The organism is Clostridium sp. FP1, assembly GCF_011065975.2.
GTDB lineage: Bacteria > Bacillota > Clostridia > Clostridiales > Clostridiaceae > Clostridium_AD > Clostridium_AD tagluense.
Map to the genome: position 1 here is coordinate 1,146,498 of NZ_JAAMNJ020000001.1, position 13,282 is coordinate 1,159,779.

At 41.2% G+C, this 13,282-nt stretch carries 4 protein-coding genes and 5 rRNA genes; all 9 read left to right on the plus strand.

Annotated features, from left to right (window positions below; genetic code table 11):
- Nucleotides 1–212: 212 nt before the first annotated feature.
- A 23S ribosomal RNA gene (locus tag G9F70_RS05615) occupies nt 213–3,154 on the plus strand.
- Between the two features lie 114 nt (nt 3,155–3,268).
- Nucleotides 3,269–3,385, plus strand: a 5S ribosomal RNA gene (gene rrf, locus G9F70_RS05620).
- Nucleotides 3,386–3,642: 257 nt separating this feature from the next.
- Nucleotides 3,643–3,882, plus strand: coding sequence for an HD-GYP domain-containing protein (locus G9F70_RS05625; protein WP_224617801.1), 240 nt, complete (start codon nt 3,643–3,645; stop codon nt 3,880–3,882).
- A gap of 223 nt (nt 3,883–4,105) precedes the next feature.
- Complete coding sequence (locus tag G9F70_RS05630) at nt 4,106–5,584, plus strand: methyl-accepting chemotaxis protein (protein ID WP_164948069.1); 1,479 nt, start codon at nt 4,106–4,108, stop codon at nt 5,582–5,584.
- Between the two features lie 476 nt (nt 5,585–6,060).
- A 16S ribosomal RNA gene (locus G9F70_RS05635) occupies nt 6,061–7,579 on the plus strand.
- Nucleotides 7,580–7,895: 316 nt separating this feature from the next.
- Nucleotides 7,896–10,849, plus strand: a 23S ribosomal RNA gene (locus G9F70_RS05640).
- A 57-nt stretch (nt 10,850–10,906) separates the two neighbouring features.
- Nucleotides 10,907–11,023 (plus strand): 5S ribosomal RNA (gene rrf / locus G9F70_RS05645).
- The 16S, 23S and 5S rRNA genes sit together here, the layout of an rRNA operon.
- Before the next feature lie 491 nt (nt 11,024–11,514).
- On the plus strand, nt 11,515–12,204 hold the full coding sequence (locus G9F70_RS05650; protein WP_164947985.1) for a response regulator transcription factor: 690 nt from the start codon (nt 11,515–11,517) through the stop codon (nt 12,202–12,204).
- Between the two features lie 20 nt (nt 12,205–12,224).
- Nucleotides 12,225–13,268, plus strand: a complete 1,044-nt coding sequence (locus G9F70_RS05655) for a sensor histidine kinase (RefSeq protein ID WP_164947987.1) — start codon at nt 12,225–12,227, stop codon at nt 13,266–13,268.
- Nucleotides 13,269–13,282 lie beyond the last annotated feature (14 nt).

Genomic DNA, 13,282 nt, shown 5'->3' on the forward strand with positions numbered 1-13,282 from the left:
TGAGAGACTAATTTTAGTAAACTCTTAAGAGCTTACTAATAATTTAATCTTTCTAAAAATGTTCTTTGAAAATTGCACAGTGAAATTAAAGTTGTTTTAATAAGTTAAAGCCATGTAAATGGTGTATAGATGAATTTAATACAATTTCGCAAAATGAATTAAAACGTTTATGTAAATAGACGAAATTATCTACGTAAGTAGATAAAGATAAAGGTTAAGCTACAAAGGGCGCATGGCGAATGCCTTGGCACTAGGAGCCGAAGAAGGACGCGTTAAGCTGCGATAAGCTTTGGGTAGGCGCAAATAGCCAGTGATCCAAAGATTTCCGAATGGGGGAACCCACATAGTAACAACTATGTACTGCATACTGAATAAATAGGTATGCAGAGGTAGACCCGGGGAACTGAAACATCTAAGTACCCGGAGGAAGAGAAAGAAACATCGATTTCCTAAGTAGCGGCGAGCGAAAGGGAAAGAGCCCAAACCTAGGTCTTTGACCTAGGGGTTGAGGATAGATCATAAATACTGCAATTCCTTAATTGAAGATAGCTGGAAAGCTGCTCCGCAGAAGGTAATAGGCCTGTAAATGAAAAGGAAAAACAGTCAGATCTAATCCAGAGTACCACGAGACACGTGAAACCTTGTGGGAAGCAGGGAGGACCACCTCCCAAGGCTAAATACTACCTAGTGACCGATAGTGAAGAAGTACCGTGAGGGAAAGGTGAAAAGAACCCCGGAAGGGGAGTGAAATAGAACCTGAAACCGTGTGCCTACAACCGGTCGGAGCACTTTTTATGTGTGACGGCGTGCTTTTTGTAGAACGAGCCAACGAGTTACGATATGTAGCAAGGTTAAGTACTTAAGGTACGGAGCCGAAGGGAAACCAAGTCTGAATAGGGCGCTGTGAACGTAAGTTCACGAAGTTGCATGTCGTAGACCCGAAACCGGGTGACCTATCCATGGCCAGGATGAAGCGGAAGTAAAATTCCGTGGAGGTCCGAACCACGTTGGTGTTGAAAAACCATGGGATGAGCTGTGGATAGCGGAGAAATTCCAATCGAACTCGGAGATAGCTGGTTCTCCTCGAAATAGCTTTAGGGCTAGCGTCGATTAATTGAGTAATGGAGGTAGAGCACTGAATGGGCTAGGGGCTGACAACAGTTACTGAACCCTATCAAACTCCGAATGCCATATACTTTTATTTCGGCAGTCAGACTGCGAATGATAAGATCCGTAGTCAAAAGGGAAACAGCCCAGACCATCAGCTAAGGTCCCAAAGTGTAAGTTAAGTGGAAAAGGATGTGGGATTTCTAAGACAACTAGGATGTTGGCTCAGAAGCAGCCACTCATTCAAAGAGTGCGTAATAGCTCACTAGTCAAGAGATCCTGCGCCGAAGATGTCCGGGGCTAAAACTTACCACCGAAGCTATGGGTGTACACTATGTGTACGCGGTAGAGGAGCTTTCTGTACTGGCTGAAGTCATACCGTAAGGAGTGGTGGACGGTACAGAAGTGAGAATGTTGGCATAAGTAGCGAGAGTTAAGTGAGAATCTTAACGGTCGAAAACCTAAGGTTTCCTGAGGAAGGCTCGTCCTCTCAGGGTTAGTCGGGACCTAAGCCGAGGCCGAAAGGCGTAGGTGATGGACAATCGGTTGATATTCCGATACCACCAATGGACGTTATTAGAAATGGGATGACGCAGGAGGATAAGATGTGCACACTATTGGATGTGTGTCTAAGCATTTAGGCGGAGCAAGCAGGCAAATCCGTTTGCTCGGAACGTTGAGATGTTATGGGGAAGGGAATTTATTCCTGAAGTATCTGATTCCACGCTGCCAAGAAAAGTCTCTATCGAGGATATTGGTGCCCGTACCGCAAACCGACACAGGTAGGTGAGGAGAGAATCCTAAGACCATCGGAAGAATTGCTGTTAAGGAACTCGGCAAATTGACCCCGTAACTTCGGGAGAAGGGGTGCCTACGAAAGTAGGTCGCAGAGAATAGGCCCAAGCAACTGTTTAGCAAAAACACAGGTCTCTGCTAAAGCGAAAGCTGATGTATAGGGGCTGACGCCTGCCCGGTGCTGGAAGGTTAAGGGGATTACTTAGCGCAAGCGAAGGTATGAACTTAAGCCCCAGTAAACGGCGGCCGTAACTATAACGGTCCTAAGGTAGCGAAATTCCTTGTCGGGTAAGTTCCGACCCGCACGAATGGCGTAATGATTTGGGCACTGTCTCAACAGCACATCCGGCGAAATTGTAGTGCCAGTGAAGATGCTGGCTACCCGCGATTGGACGGAAAGACCCCGTAGAGCTTTACTGTAGCTTAGCATTGAATTTCGGTATTGTCTGTACAGGATAGGTGGGAGACTGAGAAACATGGGCGTCAGCCTGTGTGGAGTCATCCTTGGGATACCACCCTGACAGTACTGAGGTTCTAACTGGAGGCCATGAATCTGGTCACAGGACATTGTTAGGTGGGCAGTTTGACTGGGGCGGTCGCCTCCAAAAAAGTAACGGAGGCGCTCAAAGGTTCCCTCAGCGCGGTTGGAAATCGCGCGAAGAGTGCAAAGGCAGAAGGGAGCCTGACTGCGACACCTACAAGTGGAGCAGGGACGAAAGTCGGACTTAGTGATCCGGTGGTACCTCGTGGGAGGGCCATCGCTCAACGGATAAAAGCTACCTCGGGGATAACAGGCTGATCTCCCCCAAGAGTCCACATCGACGGGGAGGTTTGGCACCTCGATGTCGGCTCGTCGCATCCTGGGGCTGAAGTAGGTCCCAAGGGTTGGGCTGTTCGCCCATTAAAGCGGCACGCGAGCTGGGTTCAGAACGTCGTGAGACAGTTCGGTCCCTATCCGTCGCGGGCGTAGGAAATTTGAAGGGAGCTGTCCTTAGTACGAGAGGACCGGGATGGACAAACCTCTGGTGCACCAGTTGTCACGCCAGTGGCATCGCTGGGTAGCTATGTTTGGAAGGGATAAACGCTGAAAGCATCTAAGCGTGAAGCCCACCCTGAGATGAGATTTCCCATAACTCGTGCGTAAGCACGGTGTTAGTAAGACTCCTGGAAGAACACCAGGTTGATAGGTTAGAGGTGTAAGCATGGTAACATGTTCAGCTGACTAATACTAATAAGTCGAGGGCTTGACCTTAATATAAGTAAAAATAATGCGATATACTTCTTTTGTAAAAAGAAGCGAAGGCTTTGAGCGTAAGCGAAAAGACTATTTCACTGTGCAATTTTGAGAGAATATATATTTTCTCAATCTGGTGATTATGGCATGAAGGTAACACCCCTTCCCATACCGAACAGGTCGGTTAAGCTTCAATGCGCCAATGGTACTGCAGGGGTAACTTTGTGGGAGAGTAGGTCGTCGCCAGGTAAACAAAAAACCACTAAGTTTAACTTAGTGGTTTTTATTTTGTATTAAGCTTAATTGTACTCTAAAGGCAACTCTATGGAAGATTAAGTCATCGCCAGCTTAAAAAACGCTGTATTATAAAATACAGCGTTTTTTATTGTTACGATACTAGGTATAACATGAATTATGGAATAATAGAGGAAAATTCTTGTTAGAAAAGCTCGTAAAATGGTATAATATGACTAAGGGCTAAAGAGTGCTAGTGATTTATTAAAAGCATTAAATATAACAGAGTTTTAGAAAATGTAACTGCCTTTGAAACTATAAGGATAGGGGGTGCACTTCATCATGAAAAATCAAATGGAAAGGGATATCCTTTTGGATTAAAGGGTGAAGAAATTCCATTGGGTTCAAGAATTATTGCGGTTGCAGATATATTCACTGCTATAAGAGAAAAAAGACCTTATAGAGATCCAATGACAAAAGAAAATACAATAAATATTTTAATTGAAATGTAAAATTCTGGTGAAATCGATAACAACCTGGTTGAAATAGTAAAGAATAATTTTGAAAAACTAGATATCGTTAGAGAAAAAGCACATCAAGATACACTATTTGAGTATGAAGAACTTAATAATCAAGTTGAAAAACATAAAAATAGTAGATTGAATTTAGACTCAATATAATGAATTAAATTTATTTTCATTATATTAAACTTTATAAAAATGGAGGCATATTACTATGAATTTTTTTAAAAAGGCACCTTGTGATGAAGCGATTTGTATAATTAAACATGTTGAAGATAGGATTAATGGAAAAATAGTGGAACCTCTTAAGGTGGATTACCCAATTCACAAAAAATTGTTTAAAACCTTTGATAAGCTTTTAGTAAGTGAAGAGAGAATGTCAAAAAGCTCTAAAAAGATGATTAACATTACATCATCTTTAAGTAACTTCGATGTTGAAATGGCACATTCTTCATATAAGTTAATTAGATTTGCAAATGATATGTCGGTTATAAGTGAATCTAACCTATCTGTAGTAGAGGAGATTACTGCAAATATGAGTGAGGTAAATGAAACAATTATAAATACCACTGACACAATGAATCGTCTCCACAAATCTTCTAAAGATTTAGTTCAAAAGAATGATGAAAGTATATTTCAATTAAATGAAGTTAATTTATTAAAAGAAGATGTTATAAAAGATGCCACAATAATGAGTGAACAAATCAAAATGTTAGTTAATATGGCTACTAAAGTAAATGAGATAGTAGGCGGAGTAGAATCTATAGCAGACCAAACCAATTTACTGGCATTAAATGCGGCAATTGAAGCCGCTAGAGCAGGGGAAGCTGGAAGAGGTTTCGCAGTGGTTGCTGACGAAATTAGAAAGCTGGCGGATAATACTAAAACAAATTTAAAGGATATGAGAAACTTTGTGGATAATATACAGAAAGCAGCCATTGGCGGTCAAGAAAGTATGAATAACACAATAGATTCTACTAATAACATGAATTTAAAACTAGACGCTATATCTCATACAATTAAAGAAAATGTATCTATGTTAAAAACTACAATTAAAGATGTGGACAAAATAACAGAATCATTGGGAGATATAAGTGGAGCAGCTGAGCAGATAAATCAAGCAATGGACGAATCTACTAAAGATGTAGAAAAACTCAATGACATGACACAGGTTATTCATGCTGATGCAATACAAAGTAAAGAAAGTGCTAAACAAATATCAAAAATTGATGAAGAGCTTAGTGATATTGTAAGAGAGATGCTCTCATCTTTAAATGGTGGGAAGAATGCAATAACCAATGAGGAGCTGCTTATCAATCTCTCAAAAGCCAAAGAAGCGCATAACTCTTGGATAAAAAAATTAAAACGAATAGTAGATGAAATGAAAACTTACCCCATTCAAACTAATTCAAAAAAATGTGCTTTTGGTCATTTTTATCACTCTATTAATTTAACCCATTCTGATATAGCTAAAGAGTGGACAGCTATTGATAAAGTACATAACGAATTACATAGTATGGGCACCAAGGTAATAGATGCAATTAATAGTAATAATTCTATACAGGCTAATAGTTTTTACTTGCAAACAGAAAAACTATCTAAAGAAATATTTGTTCTTATAGATAATGTTATTAAAGCTATTGAAAGAAAATCGCAATTAAAAATAGAAATATTAGAAACAGTTAAAGAATAGAGGTAGCAAAACTAATATACTGTTTGTAAAATACAATAAACTAGTCCTAGTGTATCAATGTAAAGGAAACTTAATTATTGGTAGTATTATGAAGGATACTACTAATAATTATCTTATTAAAAGAATTAGTATAAACATATTATATTGGTAGATGATAGAATACTCCTTGTCGCTACGAATGAATAACGACAAAGGTAAAGATTGATAAGTTAGCATTTAATATTTAAAAGATGCATTTAAAAAATATTAAAAAAAGTTGTTGACAAAACAAAGAATACCTAGTAGAATAGTAGAAGTCGTCACATGATGACAAAGCAAATTGGTCTTTGAAAATTAAACAGAGAAATAGGTAAAATAGCGAAATAATATTTCGTTAGACCAGTTAATTACTTTAGATAAAAAAGTATGTAATGAGCTTGCTAACCAGCTTAACAGTTGGCGCAGATTATTCATTTCAAATAAAAAGTGTAAACTTTTAAATTGAGAGTTTGATCCTGGCTCAGGACGAACGCTGGCGGCGTGCCTAACACATGCAAGTCGAGCGATGAAACCCTTCGGGGTGGATTAGCGGCGGACGGGTGAGTAACACGTGGGTAACCTGCCTCAAAGAGGGGAATAGCCTCCCGAAAGGGAGATTAATACCGCATAATATGTTTTGGTCGCATGATTGAAACATCAAAGGATTTTTCTTTTAGAAGATTCCACTTTGAGATGGACCCGCGGCGCATTAGCTAGTTGGTGAGGTAACGGCCCACCAAGGCAACGATGCGTAGCCGACCTGAGAGGGTGATCGGCCACATTGGAACTGAGACACGGTCCAGACTCCTACGGGAGGCAGCAGTGGGGAATATTGCGCAATGGGGGAAACCCTGACGCAGCAACGCCGCGTGAATGATGAAGGCCTTCGGGTTGTAAAGTTCTGTCTTCTGGGACGATAATGACGGTACCAGAGGAGGAAGCCACGGCTAACTACGTGCCAGCAGCCGCGGTAATACGTAGGTGGCAAGCGTTGTCCGGATTTACTGGGCGTAAAGGATGCGTAGGCGGACATTTAAGTCAGATGTGAAATACCCGAGCTTAACTTGGGTGCTGCATTTGAAACTGGGTGTCTAGAGTGCAGGAGAGGTAAGTGGAATTCCTAGTGTAGCGGTGAAATGCGTAGAGATTAGGAAGAACACCAGTGGCGAAGGCGACTTACTGGACTGTAACTGACGCTGAGGCATGAAAGCGTGGGGAGCAAACAGGATTAGATACCCTGGTAGTCCACGCCGTAAACGATGAATACTAGGTGTCGGGGGTCGAACCTCGGTGCCGCAGTTAACACAATAAGTATTCCGCCTGGGGAGTACGATCGCAAGATTAAAACTCAAAGGAATTGACGGGGGCCCGCACAAGCAGCGGAGCATGTGGTTTAATTCGAAGCAACGCGAAGAACCTTACCTAGACTTGACATCCCCTGCATAACCCAGAGATGGGCGAAGTCCTTCGGGACAGGGTGACAGGTGGTGCATGGTTGTCGTCAGCTCGTGTCGTGAGATGTTGGGTTAAGTCCCGCAACGAGCGCAACCCTTATCATTAGTTGCTACCATTTAGTTGAGCACTCTAGTGAGACTGCCCGGGTTAACCGGGAGGAAGGTGGGGATGACGTCAAATCATCATGCCCCTTATGTCTAGGGCTACACACGTGCTACAATGGTGAGTACAAAGAGATGCAAGACCGCAAGGTGGAGCCAAACTCAAAAACTCATCCCAGTTCGGATTGTAGGCTGCAACTCGCCTACATGAAGCCGGAGTTGCTAGTAATCGCGAATCAGCATGTCGCGGTGAATACGTTCCCGGGCCTTGTACACACCGCCCGTCACACCATGAGAGTTGGTAACACCCGAAGTCCGTGAGGTAACCGTAAGGAGCCAGCGGCCGAAGGTGGGATTGATGATTGGGGTGAAGTCGTAACAAGGTAGCCGTAGGAGAACCTGCGGCTGGATCACCTCCTTTCTAGGGAGTAGATGCAAAGACTTCGGTCGATGCAACAAGAAGAATTTAATTATTCTTCAAAAATGTCTACTGTAATTACTCGTAACCTATTCTCTGTTTAATTTTGAGAGACTAATTTTAGTAAACTCTTAAGAGCTTACTAATAATTTAATCTTTCTAAAAATGTTCTTTGAAAATTGCACAGTGAAATTAAAGTTGTTTTAATAAGTTAAAGCCATGTAAATGGTGTATAGATGAATTTAATACAATTTCGCAAAATGAATTAAAACGTTTATGTAAATAAACGAAATTATCTATGCAAATAGATAAAGATAAAGGTTAAGCTACAAAGGGCGCATGGCGAATGCCTTGGCACTAGGAGCCGAAGAAGGACGCGTTAAGCTGCGATAAGCTTTGGGTAGGCGCAAATAGCCAGTGATCCAAAGATTTCCGAATGGGGGAACCCACATAGTAACAACTATGTACTGCATACTGAATAAATAGGTATGCAGAGGTAGACCCGGGGAACTGAAACATCTAAGTACCCGGAGGAAGAGAAAGAAACATCGATTTCCTAAGTAGCGGCGAGCGAAAGGGAAAGAGCCCAAACCTAGGTCTTTGACCTAGGGGTTGAGGATAGATCATAAATACTGCAATTCCTTAATTGAAGATAGCTGGAAAGCTGCTCCGCAGAAGGTAATAGGCCTGTAAATGAAAAGGAAAAACAGTCAGATCTAATCCAGAGTACCACGAGACACGTGAAACCTTGTGGGAAGCAGGGAGGACCACCTCCCAAGGCTAAATACTACCTAGTGACCGATAGTGAAGAAGTACCGTGAGGGAAAGGTGAAAAGAACCCCGGAAGGGGAGTGAAATAGAACCTGAAACCGTGTGCCTACAACCGGTCGGAGCACTTTTTATGTGTGACGGCGTGCTTTTTGTAGAACGAGCCAACGAGTTACGATATGTAGCAAGGTTAAGTACTTAAGGTACGGAGCCGAAGGGAAACCAAGTCTGAATAGGGCGCTGTGAACGTAAGTTCACGAAGTTGCATGTCGTAGACCCGAAACCGGGTGACCTATCCATGGCCAGGATGAAGCGGAAGTAAAATTCCGTGGAGGTCCGAACCACGTTGGTGTTGAAAAACCATGGGATGAGCTGTGGATAGCGGAGAAATTCCAATCGAACTCGGAGATAGCTGGTTCTCCTCGAAATAGCTTTAGGGCTAGCGTCGATTAATTGAGTAATGGAGGTAGAGCACTGAATGGGCTAGGGGCTGACAACAGTTACTGAACCCTATCAAACTCCGAATGCCATATACTTTTATTTCGGCAGTCAGACTGCGAATGATAAGATCCGTAGTCAAAAGGGAAACAGCCCAGACCATCAGCTAAGGTCCCAAAGTGTAAGTTAAGTGGAAAAGGATGTGGGATTTCTAAGACAACTAGGATGTTGGCTCAGAAGCAGCCACTCATTCAAAGAGTGCGTAATAGCTCACTAGTCAAGAGATCCTGCGCCGAAGATGTCCGGGGCTAAAACTTACCACCGAAGCTATGGGTGTACACTATGTGTACGCGGTAGAGGAGCTTTCTGTACTGGCTGAAGTCATACCGTAAGGAGTGGTGGACGGTACAGAAGTGAGAATGTTGGCATAAGTAGCGAGAGTTAAGTGAGAATCTTAACGGTCGAAAACCTAAGGTTTCCTGAGGAAGGCTCGTCCTCTCAGGGTTAGTCGGGACCTAAGCCGAGGCCGAAAGGCGTAGGTGATGGACAATCGGTTGATATTCCGATACCACCAATGGACGTTATTAGAAATGGGATGACGCAGGAGGATAAGATGTGCACACTATTGGATGTGTGTCTAAGCATTTAGGCGGAGCAAGCAGGCAAATCCGTTTGCTCGGAACGTTGAGATGTTATGGGGAAGGGAATTTATTCCTGAAGTATCTGATTCCACGCTGCCAAGAAAAGTCTCTATCGAGGATATTGGTGCCCGTACCGCAAACCGACACAGGTAGGTGAGGAGAGAATCCTAAGACCATCGGAAGAATTGCTGTTAAGGAACTCGGCAAATTGACCCCGTAACTTCGGGAGAAGGGGTGCCTACGAAAGTAGGTCGCAGAGAATAGGCCCAAGCAACTGTTTAGCAAAAACACAGGTCTCTGCTAAAGCGAAAGCTGATGTATAGGGGCTGACGCCTGCCCGGTGCTGGAAGGTTAAGGGGATTACTTAGTCGGGAATTCGTTCCCGCCGAAGGTATGAACTTAAGCCCCAGTAAACGGCGGCCGTAACTATAACGGTCCTAAGGTAGCGAAATTCCTTGTCGGGTAAGTTCCGACCCGCACGAATGGCGTAATGATTTGGGCACTGTCTCAACAGCACATCCGGCGAAATTGTAGTGCCAGTGAAGATGCTGGCTACCCGCGATTGGACGGAAAGACCCCGTAGAGCTTTACTGTAGCTTAGCATTGAATTTCGGTATTGTCTGTACAGGATAGGTGGGAGACTGAGAAACATGGGCGTCAGCCTGTGTGGAGTCATCCTTGGGATACCACCCTGACAGTACTGAGGTTCTAACTGGAGGCCATGAATCTGGTCACAGGACATTGTTAGGTGGGCAGTTTGACTGGGGCGGTCGCCTCCAAAAAAGTAACGGAGGCGCTCAAAGGTTCCCTCAGCGCGGTTGGAAATCGCGCGAAGAGTGCAAAGGCAGAAGGGAGCCTGACTGCGACACCTACAAGTGGAGCAGGGACGAAAGTCGGACTTAGTGATCCGGTGGTACCTCGTGGGAGGGCCATCGCTCAACGGATAAAAGCTACCTCGGGGATAACAGGCTGATCTCCCCCAAGAGTCCACATCGACGGGGAGGTTTGGCACCTCGATGTCGGCTCGTCGCATCCTGGGGCTGAAGTAGGTCCCAAGGGTTGGGCTGTTCGCCCATTAAAGCGGCACGCGAGCTGGGTTCAGAACGTCGTGAGACAGTTCGGTCCCTATCCGTCGCGGGCGTAGGAAATTTGAAGGGAGCTGTCCTTAGTACGAGAGGACCGGGATGGACAAACCTCTGGTGCACCAGTTGTCACGCCAGTGGCATCGCTGGGTAGCTATGTTTGGAAGGGATAAACGCTGAAAGCATCTAAGCGTGAAGCCCACCCTGAGATGAGATTTCCCATAACTCGTGCGTAAGCACGGTGTTAGTAAGACTCCTGGAAGAACACCAGGTTGATAGGTTAGAGGTGTAAGCATGGTAACATGTTCAGCTGACTAATACTAATAAGTCGAGGGCTTGACCTTAATATATATAAAGCGAGAATTTCACTGTGCAATTTTGAGAGAATATAATTTTCTCAATCTGGTGATTATGGCATGAAGGTAACACCCCTTCCCATACCGAACAGGTCGGTTAAGCTTCAATGCGCCAATGGTACTGCAGGGGTAACTTTGTGGGAGAGTAGGTCGTCGCCAGGTAAACAAAAAACCACTAAGTCTAACTTAGTGGTTTTTATTTTGCGTAAATATAATTACAAAGAATTTGTGCGGAAAGCCCACTCTCTTTAGGTGTGGGATGGATAGCACTACTAAAATATACTTAGGTTTTGAAACGAGCCATATACTATCGTTAATGTGTCAATTGTGATGCTTGATAGTGAAATTCTTGAAGAAAATAATTAGTTTTTATATGTTGTAATTTATAGTTTTTATTATAAATGAGAGTATAAAAGAAGTTATTTAGTATTCAAGAACCCCATTCATTTATGTGTGGGAGTTTCAGAATAGTTAATAAAATAGATTTGTATTAAAACCTTACTTTAACACAAAGTAGGGTTTTAAGTTTTAGCGACATTTTAGAAGGAAAGCGTGGGAATTTCAGTTATAACTTGTATGGAATAATACTTTTACTTTTGATACAATAATAAGAGGGAATAATTAACTATTTTGTAATGGAAGGGACTGTGCATATGCAAAACATTCTTATTGTAGAAGATGATGTTATGTTGAATAATGGAATATGCTTTAATATTAATGCAGATGGTTTCAAAACTGAATCCGCATTCACTTTAGAGGAAGCTTACATAAAATTAAAAAATGATAAAATTGATATGATAATACTTGATGTTAATTTGCCAGATGGTAGTGGTTTTGATTTTTGCATAAAAGTGAGAGAAACTTCAAGTGTGCCTATATTGTTTCTTACAGCTTGTGATATGGAAATTGATATTATTACAGGGTTTAAATTAGGTGGGGACGATTATGTTACAAAACCTTTTAATTTAGGTATTTTGAGAGAAAGAATTTTAGCTATATTTAGGAGATATAACATAGAAACAAAGGAGAATACTGATTTTATAATAGATGACATGGTATTTAATTTTGAAAAGATGACAATTTTGAAAGGTGGTAATAATCTTGCATTAACGCCTACAGAATTTAAAATTTTAAAGGTGTTGCTTATTAATAAGGGACAAGTACTAACAAGGCGAGTGTTAATGGAAGAGCTTTGGGATAAGGATTTAAACTTTGTTGATGAGCATGCACTTACAGTTAATATCAATAGATTAAGGGCTAAGCTTGAGGAGGAGCCATCATCACCTAAGTATATTAAAACTGTATATGGCATGGGTTATATTTGGGCAGGTGATATAGTGTGAGGGATCTAAAAAAAAATTCGATGAATAAAATCTATAGTATATATATTTTGATTTTTGTTTCTATAAGTATTTTGTTTTTTTTGTATTTATTTAGATCATGCAATAGAATACTGAAAATTAATCCTAATTTAGTTTATGATTTAAATAATTTTAGAATTTCTATAATAGCTTTTTTGTTTATATTCTTAGTTATAGCTATAAGTTTTGTATGGCTTACAAGCATTAAAGTGGTGAAATTTTATAATAATCTCTGTGAGGTTATTGACAATGTAATAGCTAAAAAAGAAAATACGACTTTTGATACAGATAAAGAAACCTTATTATCAAAATTTGAAAATAAGATTAAGCAGCTAGTAGATATGGTAGAAAGTGAAAGAGCGGAGTTTAATAGCGACCGAAACAAGCTTAAAAGTATAATATCAGATATTTCTCATCAGGTAAAAACCCCGTTAGCGAATATAACTATTATTAATGAAACTTTAATAGAGAGAGAGTTAACAAAAGCGCAAGAAAAAGAGTTTTTGAAAAATATGAAATTTCAAATAGGAAAACTGCAGTGGCTTATAGAAGCTCTTATAAAAATGTCTAGACTTGAAACGGGTATAATAGTTTTAAATAAAGAAAAATTACCGCTTAGTGAAACTATAGCCCAAGTAGTTGGAAGTGTATATCTTAAAGCACAGAAAAAAAACATACATATTGAGATAAAATGTGATGAGGCTATTATGCTATGTCATGATAAAAAATGGACAACTGAAGCTATATTTAATATTGTAGAAAATGCTATTAAATATACTGAGTATGGTGGGAATATAAATATTGAAGTTGTACCTTTAGAAATTTTTACTGAAATTGATATAAGTGATGATGGAATTGGAATATTAGAGGAAGAGATAAACAATATATTTAAACGATTTCACAGAGGGCGTGAAGTGCAACAAATAGAAGGCGTAGGTATTGGACTATATTTAACCAGAGAAATCATAAGTAAGCAAGGCGGATACTTAAAAGTTAAATCTGAAAAAGATATTGGAAGTAAGTTCTCTGTATTTTTGCAGAATTAAATATAACAATATTG

Bases quoted from the DNA above. Each gene is read 5' to 3' on its own strand.
- G9F70_RS05630 (WP_164948069.1), top strand. From the start codon at position 4,106: ATGAATTTTTTTAAAAAGGCACCTTGTGATGAAGCGATTTGTATAATT.
- G9F70_RS05655 (WP_164947987.1), top strand. From the start codon at position 12,225: ATGAATAAAATCTATAGTATATATATTTTGATTTTTGTTTCTATAAGT.
- G9F70_RS05650 (WP_164947985.1), top strand. From the start codon at position 11,515: ATGCAAAACATTCTTATTGTAGAAGATGATGTTATGTTGAATAATGGA.